The 23137-nt window shown below is 61.7% G+C and carries 25 protein-coding genes and 1 tRNA gene; 12 read left to right on the top strand and 14 right to left on the bottom strand.

Going from position 1 to position 23137, the window contains the following annotated elements:
* Nucleotides 1-62: 62 nt before the first annotated feature.
* Both JF616_07040 and JF616_07035 read left to right on the top strand, forming a co-directional pair.
* Nucleotides 63-926, top strand: a complete 864-nt coding sequence (locus JF616_07040; GenBank protein MBW8887498.1) for a transposase — start codon at nt 63-65, stop codon at nt 924-926.
* A gap of 23 nt (nt 927-949) precedes the next feature.
* Complete coding sequence (locus JF616_07035) at nt 950-1843, top strand: LysR family transcriptional regulator (protein MBW8887497.1); 894 nt, start codon at nt 950-952, stop codon at nt 1841-1843.
* On the opposite strand, the gene JF616_07030 is transcribed toward JF616_07035, so the two are convergent.
* From JF616_07030 to JF616_07020, 3 genes are read right to left on the bottom strand one after another with little or no spacing between them, the layout of a single operon-like run.
* Nucleotides 1836-3002, bottom strand: a complete 1167-nt coding sequence (locus JF616_07030; protein MBW8887496.1) for an FAD-dependent oxidoreductase — start codon at nt 3000-3002, stop codon at nt 1836-1838. The genes JF616_07035 and JF616_07030 overlap by 8 nt on opposite strands.
* A complete protein-coding gene (locus JF616_07025) occupies nt 2995-3165 on the bottom strand; it encodes a rubredoxin (protein MBW8887495.1) in 171 nt (56 codons plus the stop codon). The genes JF616_07030 and JF616_07025 overlap by 8 nt, the downstream gene beginning before the upstream one ends.
* A 12-nt stretch (nt 3166-3177) precedes the next feature.
* On the bottom strand, nt 3178-3657 hold the full coding sequence (locus JF616_07020; GenBank protein MBW8887494.1) for a rubrerythrin family protein: 480 nt from the start codon (nt 3655-3657) through the stop codon (nt 3178-3180).
* 138 nt (nt 3658-3795) lie between these two features.
* Here JF616_07020 and JF616_07015 point away from each other — a divergent pair, with 138 nt between their 5' ends.
* Nucleotides 3796-4359 (top strand): hypothetical protein, encoded by a 564-nt coding sequence (locus JF616_07015; protein ID MBW8887493.1) that lies wholly within the window; start codon nt 3796-3798, stop codon nt 4357-4359.
* Between the two features lie 64 nt (nt 4360-4423).
* On the top strand, nt 4424-5578 hold the full coding sequence (locus JF616_07010; GenBank protein ID MBW8887492.1) for a hypothetical protein: 1155 nt from the start codon (nt 4424-4426) through the stop codon (nt 5576-5578).
* 18 nt (nt 5579-5596) lie between these two features.
* Here the strand turns inward: JF616_07010 and JF616_07005 are convergent, their stop codons facing one another.
* The 6 genes from JF616_07005 to ligA form a co-directional block, all read right to left on the bottom strand.
* Nucleotides 5597-6466, bottom strand: coding sequence for a polyphosphate kinase 2 family protein (locus JF616_07005; protein ID MBW8887491.1), 870 nt, complete (start codon nt 6464-6466; stop codon nt 5597-5599).
* A 199-nt stretch (nt 6467-6665) separates the two neighbouring features.
* A complete protein-coding gene (locus tag JF616_07000; GenBank protein ID MBW8887490.1) occupies nt 6666-7787 on the bottom strand; it encodes a ThuA domain-containing protein in 1122 nt (373 codons plus the stop codon).
* A 10-nt stretch (nt 7788-7797) separates the two neighbouring features.
* Nucleotides 7798-9159 carry a hypothetical protein gene (locus tag JF616_06995; protein MBW8887489.1) on the bottom strand — a complete coding sequence of 454 codons (1362 nt, stop codon included), beginning with the start codon at nt 9157-9159 and terminating at the stop codon, nt 7798-7800.
* Nucleotides 9156-10427 carry a hypothetical protein gene (locus JF616_06990; protein ID MBW8887488.1) on the bottom strand — a complete coding sequence of 424 codons (1272 nt, stop codon included), beginning with the start codon at nt 10425-10427 and terminating at the stop codon, nt 9156-9158. Before JF616_06990 ends, JF616_06995 begins: the two co-directional genes overlap by 4 nt.
* A gap of 467 nt (nt 10428-10894) precedes the next feature.
* A tRNA-Gly gene (locus JF616_06985) sits at nt 10895-10970 on the bottom strand.
* A 129-nt stretch (nt 10971-11099) separates the two neighbouring features.
* Nucleotides 11100-13094: an NAD-dependent DNA ligase LigA gene (gene ligA / locus JF616_06980; GenBank protein ID MBW8887487.1), complete on the bottom strand. Its 1995-nt coding sequence runs from the start codon at nt 13092-13094 to the stop codon at nt 11100-11102.
* An 89-nt stretch (nt 13095-13183) separates the two neighbouring features.
* Between ligA and cysM the strand changes: the two genes are divergently transcribed.
* The gene (cysM, locus tag JF616_06975; protein ID MBW8887486.1) at nt 13184-14071 is read left to right on the top strand and encodes a cysteine synthase CysM; all 888 of its coding nucleotides are present in this window, start codon (nt 13184-13186) and stop codon (nt 14069-14071) included.
* Between the two features lie 32 nt (nt 14072-14103).
* Here cysM and JF616_06970 read toward each other — a convergent pair whose 3' ends face one another.
* Nucleotides 14104-14718, bottom strand: a complete 615-nt coding sequence (locus JF616_06970; protein ID MBW8887485.1) for an LEA type 2 family protein — start codon at nt 14716-14718, stop codon at nt 14104-14106.
* A gap of 54 nt (nt 14719-14772) precedes the next feature.
* Here JF616_06970 and JF616_06965 point away from each other — a divergent pair, with 54 nt between their 5' ends.
* Genes JF616_06965 through JF616_06945 form a run of 5 tightly spaced genes read left to right on the top strand, consistent with a single transcriptional unit; the run spans nt 14773 to nt 18706 of the window.
* Nucleotides 14773-16014 (top strand): hypothetical protein, encoded by a 1242-nt coding sequence (locus tag JF616_06965; protein ID MBW8887484.1) that lies wholly within the window; start codon nt 14773-14775, stop codon nt 16012-16014.
* Nucleotides 16011-16928, top strand: a complete 918-nt coding sequence (gene miaA, locus JF616_06960; GenBank protein MBW8887483.1) for a tRNA (adenosine(37)-N6)-dimethylallyltransferase MiaA — start codon at nt 16011-16013, stop codon at nt 16926-16928. The genes JF616_06965 and miaA overlap by 4 nt, the downstream gene beginning before the upstream one ends.
* On the top strand, nt 16925-17374 hold the full coding sequence (locus JF616_06955; GenBank protein ID MBW8887482.1) for an NUDIX hydrolase: 450 nt from the start codon (nt 16925-16927) through the stop codon (nt 17372-17374). Before miaA ends, JF616_06955 begins: the two co-directional genes overlap by 4 nt.
* A 32-nt stretch (nt 17375-17406) precedes the next feature.
* A complete protein-coding gene (locus JF616_06950; GenBank protein MBW8887481.1) occupies nt 17407-18324 on the top strand; it encodes a hypothetical protein in 918 nt (305 codons plus the stop codon).
* Nucleotides 18325-18334: 10 nt separating this feature from the next.
* Nucleotides 18335-18706: a hypothetical protein gene (locus JF616_06945; GenBank protein ID MBW8887480.1), complete on the top strand. Its 372-nt coding sequence runs from the start codon at nt 18335-18337 to the stop codon at nt 18704-18706.
* Nucleotides 18707-18745: 39 nt separating this feature from the next.
* On the opposite strand, the gene JF616_06940 is transcribed toward JF616_06945, so the two are convergent.
* The gene (locus JF616_06940) at nt 18746-19525 is read right to left on the bottom strand and encodes a TatD family hydrolase (protein ID MBW8887479.1); all 780 of its coding nucleotides are present in this window, start codon (nt 19523-19525) and stop codon (nt 18746-18748) included.
* Between the two features lie 23 nt (nt 19526-19548).
* Here JF616_06940 and JF616_06935 point away from each other — a divergent pair, with 23 nt between their 5' ends.
* Both JF616_06935 and JF616_06930 read left to right on the top strand, forming a co-directional pair.
* The gene (locus JF616_06935) at nt 19549-20058 is read left to right on the top strand and encodes a RidA family protein (GenBank protein MBW8887478.1); all 510 of its coding nucleotides are present in this window, start codon (nt 19549-19551) and stop codon (nt 20056-20058) included.
* Nucleotides 20055-20675 carry a hypothetical protein gene (locus JF616_06930; GenBank protein ID MBW8887477.1) on the top strand — a complete coding sequence of 207 codons (621 nt, stop codon included), beginning with the start codon at nt 20055-20057 and terminating at the stop codon, nt 20673-20675. Before JF616_06935 ends, JF616_06930 begins: the two co-directional genes overlap by 4 nt.
* A 42-nt stretch (nt 20676-20717) precedes the next feature.
* On the opposite strand, the gene JF616_06925 is transcribed toward JF616_06930, so the two are convergent.
* From JF616_06925 to JF616_06915, 3 genes are all read right to left on the bottom strand, one after another.
* Nucleotides 20718-21131 (bottom strand): BrxA/BrxB family bacilliredoxin, encoded by a 414-nt coding sequence (locus JF616_06925; protein ID MBW8887476.1) that lies wholly within the window; start codon nt 21129-21131, stop codon nt 20718-20720.
* A gap of 160 nt (nt 21132-21291) precedes the next feature.
* Complete coding sequence (gene trmFO, locus JF616_06920; GenBank protein MBW8887475.1) at nt 21292-22620, bottom strand: methylenetetrahydrofolate--tRNA-(uracil(54)-C(5))-methyltransferase (FADH(2)-oxidizing) TrmFO; 1329 nt, start codon at nt 22618-22620, stop codon at nt 21292-21294.
* A gap of 37 nt (nt 22621-22657) precedes the next feature.
* A complete protein-coding gene (locus JF616_06915; protein MBW8887474.1) occupies nt 22658-23128 on the bottom strand; it encodes a DUF494 family protein in 471 nt (156 codons plus the stop codon).
* Nucleotides 23129-23137 lie beyond the last annotated feature (9 nt).

Raw genomic sequence — 23137 nt, 5'->3', positions numbered from 1 at the left:
TCCCCCCTCCGATTCCCCAACTTGGCCGGGGCTGAATCCATCCTGTACGCGGGAGGTCGGAAATGGACGTGGCAGCGGCGCAAGCCCTGGCCAGCGAAGGCTATTCGCGTCGGAAAATCGCCCGTATGCTGGGCGTCAGCCGGAACACTCTACGCAAATACTTGTCGGAAGGTACGCGTCCTCCGCCCGGAGGGAAACTCGCAAGTTACCTGGACAAGGTGGCCGCGCAACTCTCCGAACGGCCGGAATCCCGGGCCATGGACGTTTATCGCCGGCTCAAGGATGAAGGTTACGCGGGCAGCTACGATCTGGTGAAACGGAAGATCCGTTCGCTTCGCAAGGAGGGCGGGCAGGTAGGCCATGCGGCGGAGCCGGGCATGCGCGCGGTCGCCGATCTGGAACGCGTGGAAACCTCGGTGGGCCCATGCCATCTCTTCACCCTGACCCTGGAGCACTCCGGCCGCATCTATGCCGAGCTGAGCGAAAGGCCCGATCTGGATGCCTTCTTCGATTGGCATCAGAGGGCTTTCCGCTTCCTGGGCGGCGTACCCTCCGAGATCGCGTATGAAAAGTCGCGTAGCCGCTTGCTGAAAGCCTTCGTAGGCGGTTCGGGCGTCCATCTTCCCATGGCCCGCTTCGCGGCCCATTTCGGCTTCACGCCTTCGGTGGCCCCTTCCACCGCTCCCTGGTCCGCCGGCAGGCTTAAGCGCCCCATCCGGATGATCGAGGCGCTTTTCCTCAAGGGATACCCGTTCCAATCCGCGGAAGCGGCCAACCCCGCCTTGCAGGGCTGGCTGCTCGGCCGGGAACCCGGGGATGCGGAGACCCGCGACCGGCTGGCGAAGGACCAAGCCGCCTTGCAATCCCTACCCAAGACCGCTTTCGAGCACGTGCGACCCAAGCTTGCCGTCAAAGGGGAAAGCTGAGTATCGTTGCTAACTTGTAATCGGTGAACATCCGCGACTTGCAATACTTCGCGGCCGTTGCCGAGCTTCGCCATTTCCGCAAGGCCGCCGAGAAGTGCTTCGTTTCCCAACCCACCTTGAGCGGCCAACTCCGCAAGCTGGAAGAGGAGCTGGGCCTTTCCCTATTCGAACGGCAGCCTAAGGGCGTTCGCCTCACCGCGGCCGGGGAAAACCTGCTCCCCTTCGCGCGCGCCATCCTCGATCAGTCCGATCGCATGGCCCAAGCCGCGCGGGCATTGAAGGATCCGCGAACCGGCCCCCTGCACCTGGGCGTCATCCCGACCTTGGCCCCGTACCTGATGCCGGCCTTGGTCCCCTTTACCCATCGGCTCTATCCCAAGGTGGAATTGTTCCTTTCCGAGCTGCGCACGAGCGATTTGTTGCAGGCGTTGGAGGACGGCCGGGTCGAAGCGGCGGTGCTCGCCACGCCGGTGGAAAGCGCGCATTTCGAATCCGAGCCCGTCTTCACGGAACCGTTCTGCCTGGCGGTGCATGAGAAGCATCCTTTGGCGCGTAAGCACAGCTTGAGCGTGGATGATCTGGCCGGCCAGACCTTGTACTTGCTGGAAGACGGGCATTGCCTCAAGGACCAGGCCTTGGAGGTTTGCGCGACAGCGGGCGCGCATGAGCATCCCCACTTCCGCGGCACGAGCCTGGAAACCTTGCGCCAGATGATCGGGTCGGGGAACGGGACCACCTTGATGCCTTGGCTAGCCGCGCAAGTGCCGTTGGGGTCCGCGGGGAGCGTCAGGTACCTTCCCTTCCGGGATCCGAAACCGCATCGGAACATCGCCGTGGCTTGGCGAAAGGGCGGATTCCGATCGGCCCTGCTGCGCGATTGGGCGCGGGCGTTGGCGAAGCATTTGGGCGCTAAATAGCCGCCCCTCCCGAAATCGATTTCAGCAGTTCCACCCGGTCCGGATAATGCGTTCCCCCTACGGCGAAACCCAGCACGCGCCCATCGCTATCGCGGAAAAGGCATTTGGCCCCGCCCGGCTGCGAATCTTCCGACCAATTACCTTGCGCGCCGGAAGCGGGCGGCAGGACGGCGATGGGAAAGCGCGGTGTCTTCACGAGTATCGGCATGTGCGGAAAGGCTAAGCTGACGTCCTTGCCCGCCAGGATTTGGCCCAAGGCCCGGGCCGCAAGGCTCAAAGGCTGGACGAACGGGAGCCATCGGCCGGACATCTCCGCGCAATCTCCCACCGCATAGATATCCGGCTGGGACGTTCGCAAGCCGGCATTGACCGCGATCCCCCGCCCGACCTCCAATCCTAGCATGCGAGCCAGCCCGATCTCGGGATCGAACCCGATGGCAGAAAGCACGGAATCGACTTCGAGCTCTCGGCCCGACTCCAGGCGCGCTTGCAAGTCGGCCCCGTGGCGCGCCAGCGATTGCAGGGCATCGCCGTCCACAAAGGCCACTCCGATGGCTTCCAGGGCGGAGCGCAGGGCCCGGGCCAATCCCGGGGGAAGCAGGCCTTGAAGGGGGAGGGGGGATTGGGAGAGAAGGGTGACGCGATGGCCCGCGACCGCGAAGTCATGGGCGAATTCGCACCCGATCAGGCCGGCTCCGATGATCAGAAGGCGGCCGCCGGAAGGAAGCCCGGCCCGAAGCTCGCGGTAACCCTCCAGGTCATTGACTGAGTGTACGAAGGCTCCTGACGAATCTGGGATCGCGAGCTTGCGCGGGCGCGCGCCGACCGCTAAAACCAGTTTGTCGTAAGGGATGGTCCGGCCGCCGGAAAGGGTAAGCGCCTTGCCCGCGGCACCGGCGGCGAGAACGGTTTCCCCGGTCAGGATTCGCGCCCCTAACTCGGAAGCCATGGCTTGCGCCTGCTTGGCCACCAGTTGATCCGGGGATTTGCCCGCGGACCAGGCCGCCGACAACATCGGCTTGGAATAGAACGATCCATCGCCGGAGGTAATCAGGGTAAGCGGCCCGGACTTTTCCCATTTCCGGTATTCCCGGGCCACGCCGTACCCGGCCAGGCCCGTTCCCACGATGACTATCCCCCCGCGGTCGGATCTATCCATCCGCTTCGACCATTTCGAAATCCGACTTCAGGGTCCCGCAATCCGGGCAAGCCCAATCCTTCGGGACGTCCTGCCATTTGGTTCCGGGGGCGATGCCCTCCTCGGGCAAGCCCTTGGCTTCGTCGTAAATGAATCCGCAAACGATGCATTTCCACTTCTTCATGATTAGCTCCTTTCAGCCTTGTACTTGGGATAAGGTGCGGCGGTATTGGTTGGCGTGCTTTTCCTCGATGCGGGCCAGGGCCGCGAAGCGCTTGGCCGCCAAATCCAAGGTGGCCCGGAACAGATCCGCGTGTTGCTTGGACTCCTGCATTTGCTCCTCCAGCTCGCGTTGCACGGGCAAGTTCCCTTCCTTCACGGCGTCGCGGTGGAATCCGGGGTACATCTCGGTATACTCGTAGGTTTCCCCCTCGATCGCCATTTGCAGCGCACGCGCCGTATCGACCAGGGTTTTCGGGTACAGGAGTTCGGCATGGGCCAAGGCGTGCTTGATTTCCTGCGCCGCGGTCTCCTCGAAAACCTTGGCCACCTCGGGATGGCCGTTGGCCCGGGCGATGCCCGCGAAGTGCAGGTATTTCATATGGGCCATGGATTCGCCGGCGAAAGCGGCTTCCAGGTTCTTCAGGGTGGGGGATTGCTGATTCCAGGCTGGCATAAAGACCTCCGTTGTTGCTGATGGAAAGATACGACAGGAACCCCGACGGCAACCAATCGTTTGATCGGATGGGATTGATAGGGAGCGCCTATCGCGATTTCCCGGAATTTATTTTCGGTATATGGCCAGGAGGGTTTTATGAGAGCCTTACGTTGGTACGATTCCCGGGACGTGCGCGTCGAAGACGTTCCCGTACCGTTCGCCGACGTGGGACTGCTCAAGGTCCCGGGCCCCGTCAATTTCGACGAAGCCAAGGTCCATGACGTGCTGATGGAAATGACCCGCGGGCATGGCCCGGACGCATGCATCGATGCGGTAGGCATGGAAGCCCATGAAGGCGGTTTCATCGGCATGTACGACAAGGTAAAGCAAATCATGCTCTTGCAGACGGATCGGCCCTTCGCGCTCCGTCAGGCGATCATGGCCTGCCGCAAGGGCGGGACCTTGTCCATCATCGGCGCCTACGGCGGCTTGGCCGACAAAATCCCGATAGGGGCCATGATGAACAAGGCACTGGTAATCCGCCAATGCCAGGCCCACGTGCAGCGGCACTGGGGCATGTTGCTGGAAATGATCGCGGCCGGCAAACTGGATCCCTCCTTTGCCGTATCGCACCATATGCGCCTTTCCGATGCGCCTGAAGGGTACAAGATGTTCCTGGAGAAGCGGGAAGGCTGCATGAAGATTTTGCTGCGGCCTTGACCTCCCTGGAGTCCACGCCCTAAAATCCCCCGGATGCCCTCCTATAGGGGGGCGAGGAGGATGCATGGCGGACGGCAAGGGATCGATTTCGCTTTTCCTGGCGGCCGCATCGTCGGCGTGGTTGCTTCAGGGCTGCTTAGGCATCGGCGAGGATGACGGCAAGCGCGGGGTTCAACTCAAGCCCGAGCTCGTACGCGTGGCGGATGCGTCTCCCGCCCATGATGCTTCGCCCGCTGCTAAGCGGGCGGGGACTGCCGATCCGGATCTGCATTGGTCCAGCGGAGTCGCGATTACTTCGCTCAAGGTTCCCATCAAGCAGATAAGCCTGCATAATGCCGCCTTCGATCATGAAGCCGACATCTACCTATGCGCGGGTTCCAACGACGATTGCCAGGTCGAAATGGCCGGGACGGCTTTCCAGGACGCCTTGAACGCATCGCCCCGGACCGTGGAAATGGGGCAATACGACTATGTCTTCGTGAAAACGTGCGAGGATTCGGAAGGAGCCTATCGGTCTTCCATTACGGGCTCGGTGGCATTGGATGGCAAGACCTGGTTTACCCGGCCGGGTACGGTGCTGGATACCGTGGGGCCGGCGGCGGCGATCGCCATCACCTCCAGCGGTTGCGGCCGCACCTATGCGCTGCCGCACCCGTTGCGAATCACCGACAGCCTGGGCGCGTCGGTGGACTTCAAGCTCTATTTTGACATCCAGGAACTGGCCTACGCGGCCCTCGGTACCCCGAAGACGGCCCAGGCCTGGACCCCCGGCAATTGCACGGGGGATCGCCCGGACCAAATGGCCGCGGCCAGCGCGCCTTTCCTTTGCATCGGGTACCCGGACGTTTCCGGCATCATCGATTCGGCTCCCGCGGCGCTGGAGCGGTACCGCATCAATGGCGGCGCGACCGTGGGCCTGTTTTTCACCGCCGACGATCTGCCCATCGGCGGTTACTCCCGGCCGTTTTTCACGGAAGGCGTCCTCGCCGATCCGGGCTTCCAGGCGGTGATGCCGCTACGGGACGTCCGCAAGAACGCGGATGGAACCTTATCCGTGGACGGGTTCGGCCCGGCCGGCCACGCATACGACGCGGACAAGAGCGTCTTCCGCGCCACCTCCTTCCAGCGCGCGTCGCATTCCGGAAGTTTCACTTCGACGGCGGAAGGCAGCTTGGAAACGGTCAGCCATGATTACCAGGCGGATCGATTATCGCCTTGAGATCAGGTCCCGAGAAGGTCAGGGTTCCAGGAATTTCCGGATGGCCCGCAGCTCGCGCAACTTCCCGGGCTCGAGCTTGGGAAACCCCATTTTGAGATCTTCCAGGGCTTTTACGATGATGCCCGCCACGATTAGGCGGGCATTCTTCTTATCGTCCGCGGGCACGATGTGCCAAGGCGCGTTGGCGGTGGAGGTTGCTTCGATGCACGCGCCGTAGGCCTGCATGAAGCGCGGCCATTGCTTGCGATCCTCGATGTCGGCGAAGCTGAACTTCCAATTCTTTTCCGGCTTGTCGATGCGCGCCAACAGGCGCTTGCGCTGTTCTTCCTTGGATACGTGCAGGCAAATCTTCACGATGCGCGTACCGTTGCGGTGCAGATGGGATTCCAGATCGTTGATGGATCGGTAGCGGCCATTCCACAGGGCCTTGCCTCCGGCCTCCTTGTCGGGCACGCCTTGCTTGGCCAGGAACTCAGGATGGATGCGGGTGACCAGTACCTCCTCGTAATAGGACCGGTTGAAGATCCCGATGCGTCCGCGTTCGGGCAGCTTGACCGTGGTGCGCCAGAGGAAATCGTGGCGCAACTCCTCGGCGCTGGGGGCCTTGAAGCTATGCACCTGGCATCCCTGGGGATCGATGCCCGACATGACATGCTTGATGGCGCTGTCCTTGCCGGCGGCATCCATGGCCTGGAAGATGATGAGTACGGCGTGCCGCTCGGATGCGTAGAGATGCTTTTGGGCATCGGCCATTTCCCCGCGGCCTTCCAGGAGGGCTTCCTTGTATTCCTTTTCGCCGGAATAGTAGGGCTTGACCAGGGTGGGCCAATCCTTCATGCGGACGGGGGAGCCGGGGTCGACGCGATAGTCACTGATGTCGATTTTCATGAAGGAAAGGTACACGTCCCGGGGGGGTGGTCCAAGCGATTCGAAGATCGGGCGCGATACTCACTCATTGGAATGCGTATCAACCCTGCAAGCAGCGCCATCGGCATTCATTCGAGCTTGCCGAGCACGAATGCGATCAAAAAACGGCGGCGACCTTGGAATCCGCCCGAAGACGAAACGCTTTCGCCGGTCTGGGAGTTCAATAAACCAGGATGCGTTGGGACAACTTCCTCCCTGCGGATTCGACTTTGACCAGGTAGATGCCCGGATGGGCGAAGGCCGGCGGAGCGAAGGTCCGCTTCCCCGCGGCCGATGCCGTGTATACCGCTTCCCCGTCGGGCTTAAGCACGCTCAGGCGATACTTTCCTTCCAGATTGACGTCGAGCGATCTGTCGGCGGTGATGTAGGCCAAGTTCTTCAAGGTAGCGGCCGCGGCATGCCCTTGCGTCAGGATGGGAGTAATATCGGTGGGATCCCCGGAAACGTACTCCAGGGCCCGCAGCAGGACGCTCTGGAACCAAGCGGATTTCGCGCCGTCCTGGAAATGGATGAAGGTGGAGTAGAAGTAGCGGGTTTTAACGGCGTCTTCGCGGACCCAGGCCACAGGGTGGTTGGGTTCGTAGGGTTGCCTATCCAAGGATTGGGCGTTCGTAAGGCTGTACATGATCTTGCAGCCGCTGGCGGGGTCCAGGACCTTCGAGGTGGCATCGAAAGCGTACCATTCGTCTTGGGCCGAGAAGGTGGCCGGCAGCCCCTGCATCAGGGGCATATTCAAGACAGTCGAATCAGTGGTCCGATCCACCTTTCCCTGCGGGGTGCCGGTGCCATGCAAGGCGTAACGCATCATGGTGACATTGTCCTGGTACCACGTCCATTCGCCTTTCAGCCATTCATTCGCGCCCGAAGTGTGGTAGCCGACGTAACCTTTGTGCCCCTTCAGCAACCAGTTCTGGAAGGCCTGCTTGGAGGCGTCCGGAAATGCCGTAGCCGTCTGCGTCTCGAAGAAATAATTGAAGACGAGGATGTCCACTGAGTTGAGCGCTGCCTCCGTTAGATTGAGGGGATCGCCTTTCACCAGGGTGAAGCCGACTTGGCTGGCGAATCCCTGCAGGGTGGCGTAGGTGGCCGTGCGGGCCGCCAAATGGTCGCCGGAAATGCTGCCGCCTTCCAGCACCATCACCTTCTTCTTCTTAAGCGGGCTAAGCGGATTCGGGGCCACCACCTGCGCCACCGCCGGAAGGAGCGAAAGCGCGAGGGTCCCGAGGACCCTCCCTAACCGAAGGCGATGCGCCTTCATCCGTAACGATATATGGGCATTCATGGGCGACTCCTCATCTCAAATTGAATTCCAAACGCGCGAGGTAATACCAGTCGTGTTTCCAGGAGGCGGTCAGCGGGATGCTGCTGGCATTGAACTTCCCGTCGGTCAGGCGGAAGTAGTCGCAGGCCGCCTGGAAATGCACGTTCATGAGCTTGTTCACCGTCTTACGCGCGACGATGCTCCATTTGAAGTCGTCGGAATGGACGGAATCCTGCTTGAGGGTTTCCCAGATCGGGACGGATTGTTGGATGAATTTCGATGCGTCGCTATAGGGAGTCTTGTAGATCTCCCCTTGCAGGGTCAAAGCGTCGAGCAGCTTCGCGGTGGGCAGGGTCGCGCCGAACATGATGGGCATCCGTTCCGACTTCTTCTCGTAGTACAGGGGATAATCCTTGACGCCTAGGAGCGCGACCTCGGCGAAAAAGCGAAGGTCCTCAGGCCCGCGGATCCCTTCCGGCAGAAGCGATCCGAGGTTCAGGGCGACGCGACCCATCAATTTGATTCCCTTAAAGGTCCAGCGCGTCAGGGCCGTGTCCGTAGCGATGGGCGGGGCGGTGATTCGATCAAATCGGCCCTGGACGGCCGTATCCGCTCCGGCCGCCGTCTTGCCGTGTATTACCGCGTAGGTGTTGACGTCATCATGAGGAGACAACGTGCTCGGCCTCAAGGCGAGGTAATGGTTGAATACCGCGCCTCCGCCGAACTCGAACCACTTGCTGGCGTAGGAGAAATCGTAGCCGGGGGAGAAATCCCCCACGGGATAATACACGGTCTCCATGAACAGCGAGAAGTTGTGCTTGAGGGCCCCGCCCATCTGTGAAACCGTTCCGAGGAGGCCATGGCTGTAGTTGCCCGCCCGGTTCATGAGGAGCCAGCCTTCGCCCGTCCAGACGATGCCGGGATAAGTGCCGGATCGGTACAGGTATTCGCCGAGATCCTTGGCATCCGGATTGTATTTGTAATTAAAGGTGCCTATCTGGATGCCGCCGGCGGTCGCGGCCGGATCGCCGAATTGCCATCGGGCGCGGGCCACGGGAATCATGGGCTTGACCTGCATGATCTTTTCGCTTAAGTCGGCGGCCTTCCCTTGGCCGTACGGCCACCAGATGAGGCCCGCCAATCCGACCGAGGCGTCGAAGCGGCCGACCGCCAGGTCTTGGATGGCGACCACGTTGGCGCGGCTCAATGGCAGCCACGCGATATCCGGCTTCTGATCCGGGTCGTAGGGATTGGTGCCGTTGACCAGGTGGCCGTAATCGAGGAAGGCCTTCACGGTGAATTTATGCGTATCGACGCCCTCGAATTGGGCGCGCGGCGCGACGGAAGTCGCGGCCATGCAAGCGGCCATGGCCAGGTTGCGCGCTGACGTCATATTCCTATCTCCATCCGTACCAGGTAATACCAATTTTTAGGGTATAGCATCAGTTCATACTCCGTCGGGGAGGTGGTGGTCTCGCGCAAACGGAGATGATCGCAGGCGATTTGGGCGTGCACGTCCAGGATTCGGTTCACGGTTTTACGCCCGTACAGGCTCCAACGCCATGGGCTCATCTTGTACTTGTCCAGGTCGCGGGTGGCGTAGTTCTCCACCTTCCAGATGGGTAGCGAGCCGATGTTGTAGAAATAGGTGTCGTTGAAGGGGGAGTCGTAATATTCGGCCTGGAAGGAGAGCAGATCGAGCGCCCTGAAGGCGGGGATATTCACCCCGGCCATCACGGGGATGCGCTGTGAGCGCTTCTCGTAGAAATAGGGCTGGTTTTCCCATCCCAGCACCGCCGCTTCCGCGAAGATCCGTAAGTCGCCGGGCGAGCGGACCGATTCCGGCAAGAGAAAACCCAGGTCAAAGGCGGCGCGGCCCATCAGTTTCACGCCCCGCTGGGTCCAGTGATGAAGCACGCGGAAAGGTTGGGTGGTATCCCCTTGGACCGAAACGGGCGCGCCCAAAAATGGGCCCACGTAATGAGCGCGGCCGGCGGCCGGGTCGGCTTGCACTTCGATATAAGAATTAGCGAGGTCCCGCGGGCGCGATTGGGAGGGGTGGAAAGCGAGCCCGCGATTCAGGGCCGCGCCTAGCCCGAGTTGGGCGAGGGGGCCGGAGTACGCTATTTCGTAAGCGGGAGTGAGATCGCCAACCGGATCCGTTATGGGTTCTGCGAAAAGGTTGATGTCTTGGGACAGGGCGCCGCCGAAAGCGGTTATGTGGAGTTGCGTCCCGAAGGCGTCGTAGGCCGCATGATCCATCAACTGGTAGCCGTCGCTGGTCACGATATTCCCGGGGTAGGTCCCGGATCGATAAAGGTATTCTCCCAGGTTGCGGGCATCGGGATTGTACTTGTAGGGAAAATAGCCCAAGCGCAGAAAGCCGGAGGTCCCGCCATCCCCGAGCGCGCGCGCGGCGGACAGGATGGATAGCTTCGGTTCCACGCGCATGGTACGCGTACCGGGAGGACCAGCCGTATTGGTGTAGGGCCACCAGAGAATACCCATCAGCCCGGCATCCAAGGACCATGATTTCCCGACGGATCCGCTTTGTTCCAGGAACACGATATCGCGATTGAGGCCTAGGTTGCGGATGGGTTCCGCGAAGGTCCCACCCGTCCGGAACTCTCCGCGCACCAAGTGCCCGAATTCGAGCGCCATTCCGGCCTTTAATTTATCGAGTTCCCCGGCCGATTCCGGTTCCGGTGAGGGCGCTTCCGCAAAGGCGGCGGCGCAGACGCAGAAGAGCAGCCAGGGTAAAATCCGGCCGGAATGACGCAAAGGGGACATGATATGAAACTATGGAACCCCAGTGGAATCGGGGCTTCCCTCTCGTGCCAAATTTAACACGGCAAATCGCGGGCAGCATCTTATAAATCCCGGTAATAAACCAGTCGGGAGCGTTGCCTGGACAATCGCAAATGTCTTTATTGTGACGTTGTAATTAAAAAGATCCTTGGCGCAATTATTATGAGCGGGTTGTCATGCGGACGCTTGCCGCGGACACTGGAGAGGATCGACTATACAAGAGGCTGAGAGTACGCGAAAGGCGAACTAGCCAACCCAATCGAAATCGGCGAAACCTTTCGGGAGCGAAAGAAAAAAGCCCCCCATTGCTGGGGGGCTTTTGGAGCGGGTTAAGAGACTCGAACCCTCGACCTTCTCCTTGGCAAGGAGATGCTCTACCAACTGAGCTAAACCCGCGAGGTTCCGGAACTTACCACGACCTTGCGGCCGGGGAGCCCTCCGAAAAAGGCTGATATAGTTTAGAAATCGACCTATTGGGCGTCAAGGTCGACTTAGAAACAAAGTCGGGCCGGCATGGAAACCAAGTCAGGAACCCAGCATCTTCTTCAATTCATCTTCCGAGATCACCGGGACGCCCAGTTTGCGGGCTTTCTCGAGCTTAGACCCCGCCGCTTCTCCGGCCAATACGAAGGACGTTTTTTTGCTTACCGAGTCGGTGGTTTTGCCCCCGGCCTTCTCGATGATTTCCTTGGCCTCGTCCCGCGACCAGGTGGGCAGGGTGCCGGTCAGCACGAAGGTCTTGCCCGCCAGTTCCTCGCTGCCGGCTGCGGATTCGTAGGCCATGGAGACGCCGGCTTCCGATAGCCGATCCAGGATTTTGGCGATGGCCGGCTTGCGGAAGAAATCGAATACGCTTTGGGCCATGCGCTCGCCGATTTCATGAACCGACTGCAATTCTTCCAGGCCGGCGTTCCGCAAGGCATCCATGGTCTTGAAATGGCGCGCCAGCACCGTCGAAGAAGTCTTGCCGATGAAGCGGATACCGAGCCCATGCAAAAGCTTGTCGAGGCCGCGTCCTTTGCTACCCTGGATGGAAGCGATCACGTTGGCGGCCGACTTCTCCGCCATGCGCTCCAGCTCTTCCAGTTGTTCTTGCTTCAGGAAATACAGGTCCGCCACCGATTTGATCAGGCCGGTGCGCAACAGCGATTCCACCAAGGCCGGTCCGATATTCTCGATGTTCATGGCCTGGCGGCTCACGAAGTGGAGGATGGAGCGGGTCACCTGCGCGGGGCATTGCAAGTTGTCGCATCGCAGCGCCACTTCGGTTTCATCCCGGGAAAGCTCGCTGCCGCAGACCGGGCATTCCGTAGGCGGCTGGATGTCCTCGGCGTTCTTCGGACGCTTGGCGAGCACCACCGAGACAACCTTGGGGATGATCTCGCCGCCCTTTTCCACGATCACGTGGTCCTTCAGCTTCACGCCCAAGCGCTCGATCTCGTCGAAGTTGTGCAGGGTCGCGCGTTTCACCAGGGTCCCGCCCAGCAGGATAGGCTTGAAATGGGCAACGGGAGTCACCGCGCCCGTTCGGCCCACCTGGTAAGTCACCGCCTCCAAGGTCGTCTCCACGGCCTCGGCCTTGTACTTATAGGCGATCACCCATTTCGGGCTCTTGGCGGTGCGGCCCAAGGCGGCTTGCTGCCGCAGATCGTCCACCTTCACCACGGCCCCGTCGATATTGTACGGCAGGTCGTCCCGGATTTCGTGCCAACCGTCGATCACCTCGAGGATGGAGGCGACGTCGCGGGCCTTCTCCCGTTTGTCGTTCACCGGGAAGCCGGCCTTCTTAAGCAGATCCAGGTTCTGCCAATGGCTGCCGGCCGGGTTTTCCACCAGGATGGCATAGGCGTAGAAGTCCAACTTGCGCAAGGCGCTTTCCATGGGGTCCTTCAACTTGAGGCTGCCCGAGGCCGTGTTGCGGGGATTCTGCTGCTGCTTCCCGTAAGCGAGGATGGCGTACTCGTTGAAGGCCTTGAAGTTGTCGCGGGTCATGTAGACTTCGCCGCGCACTTCCACCCGGCCCAGGGGCCAGGACGCCGGCAGTTTTACCGGGATGCTCTTGATGTTGAGGATGTTCTGGGTCACCTCGTCCCCGACGGTGCCATCACCGCGCGTTACGGCGTAAGCCAACTTATGATCCTCGTAGACCAGGCTCATGGCCACGCCGTCGATCTTGAGTTCGACAACGTAGGTCAGATCCTCCACGGGAAGCTTGTCGGTCACCTGGCGATGCCAGTCCGCCAGTTCTTCTTCGGAGTAGGTGTTCTGGATGCTGAGCATGGGGTACTTATGGACGACCTTGCGGAAGCCCGGGGTGAGATCGCTCCCCACGGCGGCGGCGGGGGAATCGGCGGCGGCGAATTGGGGGTGCTCGGCTTCGAGCCTCTCCAGCTCTTTTACGCCCAGGTCGTATTCCTCGTCCGACATGGGCGAGTGGCCATGCTTGTAATACTGATCGTTGGCGTCGGCCAGGCGGGCCCGAAGGCTTTCGATCTTGCGTTGCGTTTCCGGTATGCTCATAAGTCAGGACCCAATAAATACTATTTTACGGGGACTCCCGAGGCAGGTTCTCGAGTCCTGAAATCGCCTCCGGGATCAGGGGATATAGCATGAAGCCGTCGACCTTGCTGGACCTGGTGGGGAACACCCCCATGGTCGAGCTTAGCCGCATCAATCCCAACCCCAAGGTTAAGATCTACGCCAAGCTGGAGGGCAACAATCCGGGCGGTTCGGTCAAGGATCGGCCGGCGCGTTCCATGATCCTCAAGGCCATGCAGCGGGGGACCTTGAAGCCGGGGATGAAGCTCATCGAGCCTACCAGCGGGAATACCGGCATCGCCCTGGCCATGATCGCGGCGGTTTCGGGCTTCGAGATGCATCTGGTGATGCCGGAAAGCGCGACCGCGGAACGGGTGAAGACCATGCGCGCCTTCGGGGCGGTGGTGCATTTGACCCCGGCGGACGGGGGCATGGAGGGGACCATCGATTACGCCCGCGCCAAGGTGGCCCAGGGCGGCTTCTTCATGCTCGACCAGTTTTCCAACCCCGACAATCCCGCCTCCCATTACGAAACCACCGGGCCCGAGATCTGGCGCGACACCGAAGGCCAACTGACCCATTTCGTTTCCAGCATGGGGACCACCGGGACCATCATGGGCGTGTCGCGCTATCTCAAGGAAAAGAACCCGGCCATCCGCATCATCGGCGCGCAACCCACCGACGGTTCCAGCATTCCCGGCATCCGTCGTTGGCCGAAGGAATACCTGCCGAAGATTTACGAGAAGGAACGCGTGGACGAGATCATGGACGTCAGCCAGGCCGCGGCCGAGCATATGACCCGGGAGCTCTCCCAAAAGGAAGGCGTTTTCGCGGGGATATCCTCCGGGGGCGCGGTCCATTGCGCTATCGAGGCCGCCAAGCGATTGACCTCCGGAGTCATCGTGGCCATCATCTGCGATCGCGGCGATCGCTATCTATCCGGGCCGGTATTCGCCTGAGCCTGGGTCCCGCGCGCATTCCCCCGACGGCGCTACAGCGTTTCGTCGGCGCCCGGCGGGGGCAAGGCCGGAGCCGGCTCGTTGGTGTCGGGGCCGGGGATGCCGCCCTCGCGCAAATGCTGCGGCCACGAGAACAACTTCTGCATCAGCAAATCCCGGAGCCGGGCGGTTTGCTTGGTCATGTCCACGTGTACGGTTTGATCGATGGCCTTGGCCACCATCCAATCGCCCATCCAGGTATGCAAATAAGCGTCGGCCACGATCCGGAAACGGGCGTCGCTTTGCGTCCAGATCCCAGCCGGCAAGCGTTGGAATACGGCATTGGGGAGATCCAAGGTGGTCTCGACGGGCAGGGAATCGCCCGCGGGTACGACGCGTTGTTCGGGATTCAAACCCGAAAGCAGGGTATCCGCTTCGTGCAACAGGGAAAACCGCATGCGCGTAAGGGTGACCTCGCGGGGATTGGGGTTGACGACGTCCAAGCGCAGCTTCCAATGCGTAGCTTCGGTATCCATGCCCGCGAAGTCCAGGCTCCGGAAATGATAGCGGCAGGATTTGACGCCTTGCCCGAGATGGAAGCATCCGGCGAGGAGCAGGGCGCAGAGGGCGGAAAGGGAGGGCGGGACGAAAAGGGATTTGGCGCGCATGGGGATAACATAAACAATTGCGCGTCGGTCACGCTATCGCGGGGCGCTTAGCGCATGCGCGAGTACTTCGTCAATACCGATTTCGATGCTTCCTTAGGCGTCGCCAATGAAAAGGGGGATGTAAGGGTAAAGCGGATCGCAAGCCAAGAGACTTCGCCCATGGAATCTCCGGACAACGCCTACTTGCGCGAGATGCCTTGGCACTTCATGTTCGCGGCGCAACCGGATGAAAGCGTATTGCTGCATCAACCCTTGCCACCGGATTTCCGGACTTATATGCAAGCGAAGGGCCTGGTCTTGCCGCTGACCGTCCGGCATCCCGCCTTCACGCCCGAGGCGGAATTCGTTCCCTTCGGATGGAACGCCCGAGCCGTGGCCTTGGCCTCCCGCTATGCGCGGCCGCCCGAGGTCCCGGATCTCGCGGCCGTCAGGACCGCCAATGCCCGCGCCTTCGCCCTGGATCTGGAACGAGAATGGTTTCCGGAGACATGCCGGGGCCATCTTATCGGAAACGTCCGGGCTTTGACCGATTTCCTGGCTGTCCGATCCCCATCGGAAAAGTGGGTCGTTAAAGGGGATCATGGATATGCAGGCACGGCCAACCGCCGTCTCGCCGGCGGCCCGTTGTCCGAAGACGATCTGCGTTTGGTTGAGCCTCTCTTCGCCGCGCATGGACGCGTCGTCCTGGAACCTTGGGATGAACGTTCATGCGACATGGCCATGTTGTTCCGGGTTACGGCCCAGGGGACGGCCGAGGAATTCCGCGGGCATGGCTTACGCAATTCCCGGGACGGCGCTTTTCTCGGAGTGGAAGTCGCCCCGGATCGGATGCCGCCCGCTCCCTGGGCCCACGAACTGCGGGAGCATTCCGCCCGTCTCGCCGGAGCGCTGTCGCGGCTGGGCTATGCCGGCCCGGTAGGCGTCGATGCCTACGTCCATCGCACTCCGGAAGGCCTCCGCCTGCGATCGCTGGTCGATATCAATGCCCGCCTCTCGATGGCCATGCCCGCCCATGGCCTGGCCCAACGTCTCCCCGGTAGATTCATCCGTTGGTCCTGGCATAAACCGCGCAAGCTGCGGATGCCCGCAAGCTACGACGACTTGGAGACCCGCCTCGGCTCCGCGGCCTTCGATCCGGAAAAGAGGGAAGGTATCTTGGCGGTTTCCCCGCTCTTCCGGGAGGATGGGCCGGACGCGAAGCCCAAACGCGTTGGTTTCGCCTTGGTGGCGGCGGATGCGTCGGGCTTGGAATCTTTGCAATCGGCGTTCGATCTTGAGCTAGGGCGGGCGCCATGAGGTTGCTGGTCATCACCGGCCCCACAGCCACGGGTAAGACCGCGCTGGCGGCGGAACTGGCCCATAGACTAGGCACCTCGGTGGTCTCGGTCGATTCCCGGCAGGTCTATCGCGGCTTGGATCTGGGGACAGGCAAAGACTTGGAAGAATACGCCCGCTTCCCCGTGCCTTATCGGTTGATCGACATTGCCGATCCCCGCGTGGCATTTAGTTTGTTTCAATACCAGGAGGCTTGCTATGCGGCCTTGGAGGAATTGGCCGATGCCGGTAAGGACGTGGCGGTGATGGCTGGCGGGACCGGGATGTACCTGGAGGCCGTCCTACGCCGCTTCCGCATTGCCAACGTCCCCGAGAATCCCGGCTTGCGGGCGTCCCTGGCGCCGTTCTCGCGTGAGGAACTGGAAGTGCGCCTCCGCGCTGCGTCACCTGAGTTAGCCGGCCGCACCGATATGACCAGCCGCAAGCGCATCCTGCGCGGATTGGAAATCGCCGCGGCGCCGGGGGAAGCCTCCTTCAGCCGCGAACCCCGCATCGACTGGGATTACCGCGTCTTCGTGACGGAAATGGACCGGTCCTCCCTGCGGGCCCGCATCGACGGCCGCCTGGAGACGCGTTTGCGCGCCGGTATGATCGGGGAAGTCGAAGGCTTGCTCGCCATGGGAATCCCGCCCGCCCGCATGGACGTGTTGGGGATGGAGTACCGGGAAATCGCCGCCTACCTGGCGGGGAAGAAGGATCATGAAACCATGATAGCCGACCTGCGCCATGAGATCCATATGCTGGCGAAGCGCCAGGAGACTTGGTTCCGGGGCATGCCGAAGCGCGGAGTGCCGGTGGAATCCATCCCCGCTGGGATCACGGCGGCGGAAGTCCTCGCGCTTTGGGGGCGGACAAGCGATAGGGGAAAGGCATGACAGGCGGGAAAGGCAAGAATAGGGCGGAACATCCCCGGGAATTCGCGGCGGCCCTCATCTTCAACGCCGAGGGAGACATGCTGTTGCTGCGTCGCGCTCCTTATCTCGTCCGCTGGCCGGGCCGTTGGGGCCTCGCCGGGGGAGGCATGGAGGCAGGCGAGACGCCGCGCCAAGCCTTGCGCCGCGAATTGCAGGAGGAACTCGGCCGCGACGTAAGGCTGCGCATGGTCCGCGGTCCGGAAACCCTCAAGGCCATCGGCGGGTACGGCGGCTGGATCCACCTTTGGCAAGCGCTCTGGGTGGACGGCAACATAAGCCTGAGCCGCGAGCATGTCGAATACGCATGGGTGGGACGGGAGGCCTACGCGCGGCTCGACATCATGCCCGGGGTGGACTATGATTTGGACCACTTCGGCATTTGGCCGCAGCGCGAGCGGAAGCCCTGATGATTATATTTGGATGGAACGGAAGGGACGTAATGACGATTCTGAATGCCGGCGCGGGACTTGGCGCTGATCGCGCCCGGAAGGCGGCCTTGGCCCTTCTGGCCCTAGGTCTCTTCCACTGCGAGCGTACGGCCGTTTACTCCCCCAAAACCCCGGACAGCGCCCATTTCCGGGTTTTCCATTTGGGCACCTACTCTTCCAAGCTGGATGAGGAAAAGGAGATCGAAGGCACTATTTTCACGTCCACCTTGTCCTACGATCTGAAACGCGCAGGCGCTGGCTTTACGCTGAATCGCAAGCTCGATACCATGATCGCGCGCGGCTACCACAAGCTTTCCATGCCCCACGAGCTGGAGAAAAAGGTGGATTTGTCCCTGACGCTGGATTCGGGCATGATTCCCGTGCGCATCGTCGGTTATGATTCCCTGAAGCCGGTGCTGTCGCGCATTCAACAGAAAGAGGATTTCCGCAAGCAATTGCTGTTGGCCTCGGATACGACGAAGTACAAGGCGGGCTGGCGCGACTGGTGGCGGATGGAGCGATTCCTTCCCGCCGGGGTCAAGCTCGAAGCCAAGCAGGCCATGCCCGTGGAAGCCATCAACAAAACCCTGGAGACGCTGCATCTCGACTCGGCCCGTTTCGATGGCCCCCGTCCCCGCCTCAAGCTGAATTGCCTGGACTATTCCCTCTATTACCACCGCACCGATTCCCTGTCCTTGCTGATGGAGCAATTCTTTTTCTCGAACATCCAGAACCGGAAATACCGCAAGTACAGCTGGGGACCCTCCGTAATCCAAGGCATCCTGCAATACTCGGTGGAGCGCAAGACCGGCCTGCCCTGCTTCCAGTCCAAGTCGGAAGGTTCGGATCTGACCCTGGAGTACAAGTCCGAAAAGGCCTCGGTTCCGGTCCATCTCTACCGGTATGAAGAAGACATTTACGAGTATTAAGCGCCTTGCCATGGCCTGCGCGTCGCTCGTCGCCTGCGCCGGATGCGCCTTCACCGAATACGGCAACCGCATCAACCAGGAGCAGCTCGCCATCGCGCACCTGGAAGACAAGCGGCATAGCCTGGAAACCGAATACATCATCGTATTGAATAACCTGGAAGAGCACCCGGACGAGCCGCGCCTGATCAAGGAACGCGACGAGGTCCATAAAAAGCTGATCGATCTCGATGAGGACATCGTGGAAAAGCGCAAATCCCTGGATCAATCCTTCCGGGAATGGGATCAGAAGATCGTCCAGGAGCGCATCGAGAAGCAGATGATCGACAAAGAGGTCAAGGAAAACGAAGGCAAGGACGAACAGCAGGAGTTCGAAACCCCTTAGCTCCCGTACCGACCGCTAACGGAAGCGGCCGTCGCTCTCTCAGATCCCGTAGACCTTCCGGGTATTCTCCCTGGCCGCCGCGTATACCGAATCCAACGACGTTCCCTTCAACTCGGCGATCTTGGCCGCGATGAGCGGAATGTGCCCGGGGTGGGCCGGTTGACCGCGATGGGGGACGGGGGCCAGGTAGGGCCCGTCGGTCTCGAGGAGAAGGCGATCCAACGGGGTCGCGCGCGCCACCGCTTGCAGGTCCTGCGCGTTCTTAAAGGTCACGATGCCCGTCAGCCCCAGGCACAGGTTCGGAAAGTGGGCCAACAAGCGTTCCGCCATCCCCGGCGAAGACGTGAAGCAATGCACGTGGATGCGCCAGTCCCGGGGGGCTTCCCGTTCCAGGATTTCCAGGGTATCCGCCTCGGCCTCGCGGGTATGGATGATGAGCGGCTTGCCCAAGGAAACCCCTTTTCTAATCTGGCGCGCGAACGCCTCCCGCTGTACCTCCCGGGGGGAGAAGTCGTAGTGGTAATCCAGCCCGATTTCTCCCCATGCCACCGCTTTAGGATGGGTCAGGGCCGCGCAGAGCTTGGCTTCCAGGGCGTAATCATAGGCCTTGGCGTCATGGGGATGGATGCCGAAAGCGCCATAGACTTCGGGGACCTCCATAAGGGCCAAGGCGGCTTCGATGGAGTCGGGATCGCAGGAAATGGTAATGCAAGCTTCGAAATCGGGAGACAGATAGCGTGCCTTGAAAGCCGGGAAATCCGGCATTCCGAGCTTGGCCAAGATGCTGTCCATATGGCAGTGCGTATCGATATACCGCATGGGGGAAAGATATATTTCCGACCATGGATATCACCGCCCGCCTCACTACCCTGGGTCTCGTCCTCCCGCCCGTTCCCAAGCCGCAAGGATCTTATGTCCCCGCGGTCCGTAGCGGCAACCTCGTCTTCGTGGCCGGGCAATTGCCGATCCGCGAGGGCAAGCTTACCTGCGCCGGCAAGGTAGGGCGGGACGTGGGCCTGGATGAAGCCCGCGCCGCCGCGCGCCTCTGTTTCCTGAATGCCCTGGCCGCCCTCGCCTACGCGGCCGATCCGGCCCAGGTAACCCGCGTGGTACGTCTGGGCGGCTTCGTCCAAAGCGCGGAAGGATTCGCCGATCAGCCCCAGGTCCTCAACGGGGCCTCCGAACTGGCGAAGGAGATCTTCGGGGAAGCGGGGGCCCATGCCCGCGCGGCCGTGGGCGTGAGCGCCCTGCCGCTCAACTCGGCGGTAGAGTTGGAAACCGTCTTCGAAGTGGCTGCCGAGACCCCGGGCAACGAGAGAACGATGGCCGAGGGAACGGCGGTCGCGGATTGATCCTACTCATCTTCCCGTTCCAGGCGGAGTTGGACGCGTTCCTGGGGGGCACCCAGGGACGAAGCGAAGAAAAAATCCGCGGGCAACGCGTATTCGTTATCCCCGCGGAACCGGAATGGCGCATGGCCGTATGCGGCCAAGGCAAGGTGGAAGCCGCCCTCGGCTGCCAAAGCCTTTCCGATGCCCTGGATCCGCGCCTGGTGATGCTACTCGGTTCGGCCACCGCCCTGGACCCCGCTCTCCGCGTAGGCGATATCGTGCTGGCCGATCCGGGCATCGAATGGGATTTCGATGCCGACAAGCCCCCGCTGTTCCGTCCGCGCCGGCCTTTCCCCGAGCCTCGGCGCGTGATTTCCGGAGCCATCCTGTCCGGGGACAAGGATGTATTCGAACCGGCCCAGAAGGAGGAATTGTTCCGTCGTTACGAGGCCAAGGCCTTGGCCTGGGAAGGCGCCGGCTTCCACCGGTACCTGCGCCGCAGCGGAAAGACGGGGTGGGAAGTGCGGGTGATTACCGAAGAAGCGGGGGAGGGCCGCTTGTCGCTGGCCCAGATGAAGGAACGCATGCAGATGGATTTCCCCGCATTGCGTCCCGTCGTCCGCGCGGCGTTGTTATGAACGCCCGTCCACAGCGCTGAGGCCGGTCAGCGCCGACGACCTTCAGCAATGTTGATCGAAGGCTTCCGTCAATTCGGCGGCGATATCCTCCGCGCTGCGGCCCGCGATGTTATGGCGTTCCAGCATGAAGGCGACCTCGCCGTCCTTGATCAAGGCGATCTGGGGGGACGAAGGCTGATAGCCCACGAAGTAGGAACGGGCGCGGGCGGTGGCCTCGGCATCGTTGCCGGCGAATACGGTGATGGATTTCTCCGGCAACTTGGAATGCTGCATGGCGATGTTCACGGCCGGGCGGGCGTTGGCGGCGGCGCAGCCGCAGACGGAATTGACCACCACCAGGACCGTGCCTTGGCCTTCCTTCAGGACCTGATCGACTTCGGAAGCCGTGCGGGTTTCCTTGATTCCCAAATCCGTCAGCTCGGCCCGCATGGGGGCCACCATCATTTCATCGTACATCATAACGTTCGTCCTTTTCCGCCCGTGCGCCGCGTACCGGCGCCTGGGCTCCTGTTGCTCTTGCCGAATAAAATACGAAATGCCCGGGTAAACCGCCGCGCGATCCCGTTCCCGGAACCCGTTTCCCGTAGGTTACCCCTTAGCGGTAACCCCTTGCCCCTCAAATGGCTAAAACCGGTGGCGCGGAGGCCGCGACCCGATCGGGGAAAGGCGAGAATCGCTCCCATGCCGACTGGCATTCGGCGATCTGCGCGGCCTTGCGATCCTTCTTATGCGCCGTTTCGGCCCGCGGCAACAAGCCGAAGTTGAAGTTCATGGGCTGGTAATCGGGATTGGGATCGGTAAGATGCCGCGTCAGGGCCCCGAGGCAGGTGGCCTCGGGCCAAACGAGGGGCTCCCCGCGGAAATCGGCCAGCATCTGGGAGGCGGCGAACATCCCGGTGCCGATGGCTTCGGTGTAGCCTTCCGCCCCGGTCAATTGGCCGGCGCAGAAGATGCGTGTTCCCTTGATTCGCAAGGATTGCTCCAGCACCTGGGGCGCGTTCAGGAAAGTATTGCGATGCATGGCGCCGAAGCGCGCGAAGGCGGCGTCTTTCAGAGCCGGCACCAACGAGAAGAGGGCTTTCTGGGTGCCCCATTTGAGCCGGGTCTGGAAACCCACCAGGTTGTACAGGCTGCGCTGGCGGTTCTCCGCGCGCAATTGGATCACCGCGAAGGGCGTTTTGCCGGAACGCGGATCGCGCAAGCCGATCGGCCGCATGGGCCCGTAGCGCAAGGTTTCCTTCCCGCGGCGGGCCATCTCCTCCACCGGCAGACAGCCTTCGAAAAGCTGTCCCTTCTCGAAGGGCTTGGGCTCCACGGAATCCGCCTGGCAGAGCGCCTCCACGAAAGCGAAATAGGTTTCCTTATCCAAGGGGCAGTTCAGGAAGTCGGGCTCCTGGCCCTTATCCCACCGGTTCTTCGCGAAGGTTTGCTCAAGATCCAGGCTATCGATCTCGACCACGGGGGCGATGGAATCGAAGAAGTACAACCGCTCCGATCCGATCAATGCGAATAGGGCCTGGGTGAGGTTTTGCGAGCTGAGGGGACCGGTGGCCACCAAGGTGGGCTGGGCCGGATCGAGGTGAATCGCCTCCTCCCTCACCAGGCGGATGCGGGGATGGGCGGCGATGGCGCCTTCCACCGCGGCCGAGAAGACTTCGCGATCGATGGCTAGGCTTTCCCCCGCGGGCACGCGGGCGGTTTCCGCGAGGGCGATGAGGCGCGAGCCCATGCGCCTGAGCTCGGCCTTGAAGAGCCCATGGGCGGACGTCAGTGCCAGGCCCTTGAAGGAGTTGGAGCAAACCAGTTCGGCCAGGTTGCCGGTCTTATGGGCGGGCGTGGAGACCCGGGGACGCATTTCCCACAACTCCACGTCCACGCCGGAATCGGCAAGCTGCAAGCTCGCTTCGCATCCGGCCAATCCGCCGCCGATCACGCGCACCATCATGAGGGGAATCCTGTCCGCGGGCCGGGGCCGGCCTGCTTCAGTGGCTGCTGCCCAGCCCTTGCATTTCGAGGTTTTCGGAGAAGGCCCGTAGCGCCATCTTCGCAACCTGGTCGCGGGTGGCCGGGAGGGAAGTGAGGAAGGCGCAATTCTCGATCAGCATTTCGAGTTGGGGCGGCCCGATGAGTCCCAAGCGATAGAGCTCCAACAGATACCCGTAGGCTTCCACGGAAATGAATTCGCGTTCCATGGGATGCAGGATGCGGATCTTGGCGGGGCTGGTGCGGCTTTGTTCGGCTTGGACGGTAACCCAGGAGACCAGGGTGTCCGCCGCGGTTTTGCTAAGGCCCAGCTTGAGCAGGTCCTTGGCCAATCCGTCCCAATGCATATGGCGCGAGCCCGCATCCGAAGGCGCGTACGGGGCGCGGCGCCGTTCGGCCTTCATGTGCAGCAGCAGCGAATCGAAGATCATCGATTGCAGCTGGGGATTGAGATCGGAATCGATGCGCACCGTTCTCCC

Source organism: Fibrobacterota bacterium (assembly GCA_019509785.1).
Classification (GTDB): Bacteria; Fibrobacterota; Fibrobacteria; order UBA11236; family UBA11236; genus Chersky-265.
The sequence above is the reverse complement of the archived record's forward strand: the minus strand, read 5'-3'. Positions and strand labels throughout refer to the sequence as shown.

What these genes read in the sequence shown, in the direction of transcription:
- JF616_06955 (MBW8887482.1), top strand. Translation starts at nt 16,925, where the DNA reads ATGACAGGCGGGAAAGGCAAGAATAGGGCGGAACATCCCCGGGAATTC.
- trmFO (MBW8887475.1), bottom strand. Translation starts at nt 22,620, where the DNA reads ATGATGGTGCGCGTGATCGGCGGCGGATTGGCCGGATGCGAAGCGAGC.
- JF616_07015 (MBW8887493.1), top strand. Translation starts at nt 3,796, where the DNA reads ATGAGAGCCTTACGTTGGTACGATTCCCGGGACGTGCGCGTCGAAGAC.
- JF616_06995 (MBW8887489.1), bottom strand. Translation starts at nt 9,159, where the DNA reads ATGACGTCAGCGCGCAACCTGGCCATGGCCGCTTGCATGGCCGCGACT.
- JF616_07005 (MBW8887491.1), bottom strand. Translation starts at nt 6,466, where the DNA reads ATGAAAATCGACATCAGTGACTATCGCGTCGACCCCGGCTCCCCCGTC.
- JF616_06945 (MBW8887480.1), top strand. Translation starts at nt 18,335, where the DNA reads ATGGCCTGCGCGTCGCTCGTCGCCTGCGCCGGATGCGCCTTCACCGAA.
- JF616_07010 (MBW8887492.1), top strand. Translation starts at nt 4,424, where the DNA reads ATGGCGGACGGCAAGGGATCGATTTCGCTTTTCCTGGCGGCCGCATCG.
- JF616_06925 (MBW8887476.1), bottom strand. Translation starts at nt 21,131, where the DNA reads ATGTACGATGAAATGATGGTGGCCCCCATGCGGGCCGAGCTGACGGAT.
- JF616_07040 (MBW8887498.1), top strand. Translation starts at nt 63, where the DNA reads ATGGACGTGGCAGCGGCGCAAGCCCTGGCCAGCGAAGGCTATTCGCGT.
- JF616_06990 (MBW8887488.1), bottom strand. Translation starts at nt 10,427, where the DNA reads ATGGCGCTCGAATTCGGGCACTTGGTGCGCGGAGAGTTCCGGACGGGT.
- JF616_07025 (MBW8887495.1), bottom strand. Translation starts at nt 3,165, where the DNA reads ATGAAGAAGTGGAAATGCATCGTTTGCGGATTCATTTACGACGAAGCC.
- JF616_07030 (MBW8887496.1), bottom strand. Translation starts at nt 3,002, where the DNA reads ATGGATAGATCCGACCGCGGGGGGATAGTCATCGTGGGAACGGGCCTG.
- ligA (MBW8887487.1), bottom strand. Translation starts at nt 13,094, where the DNA reads ATGAGCATACCGGAAACGCAACGCAAGATCGAAAGCCTTCGGGCCCGC.
- JF616_06935 (MBW8887478.1), top strand. Translation starts at nt 19,549, where the DNA reads ATGGATATCACCGCCCGCCTCACTACCCTGGGTCTCGTCCTCCCGCCC.
- JF616_06950 (MBW8887481.1), top strand. Translation starts at nt 17,407, where the DNA reads ATGACGATTCTGAATGCCGGCGCGGGACTTGGCGCTGATCGCGCCCGG.
- JF616_06965 (MBW8887484.1), top strand. Translation starts at nt 14,773, where the DNA reads ATGCGCGAGTACTTCGTCAATACCGATTTCGATGCTTCCTTAGGCGTC.
- cysM (MBW8887486.1), top strand. Translation starts at nt 13,184, where the DNA reads ATGAAGCCGTCGACCTTGCTGGACCTGGTGGGGAACACCCCCATGGTC.
- JF616_07000 (MBW8887490.1), bottom strand. Translation starts at nt 7,787, where the DNA reads ATGAATGCCCATATATCGTTACGGATGAAGGCGCATCGCCTTCGGTTA.
- JF616_06940 (MBW8887479.1), bottom strand. Translation starts at nt 19,525, where the DNA reads ATGCGGTATATCGATACGCACTGCCATATGGACAGCATCTTGGCCAAG.
- JF616_07020 (MBW8887494.1), bottom strand. Translation starts at nt 3,657, where the DNA reads ATGCCAGCCTGGAATCAGCAATCCCCCACCCTGAAGAACCTGGAAGCC.
- miaA (MBW8887483.1), top strand. Translation starts at nt 16,011, where the DNA reads ATGAGGTTGCTGGTCATCACCGGCCCCACAGCCACGGGTAAGACCGCG.
- JF616_06970 (MBW8887485.1), bottom strand. Translation starts at nt 14,718, where the DNA reads ATGCGCGCCAAATCCCTTTTCGTCCCGCCCTCCCTTTCCGCCCTCTGC.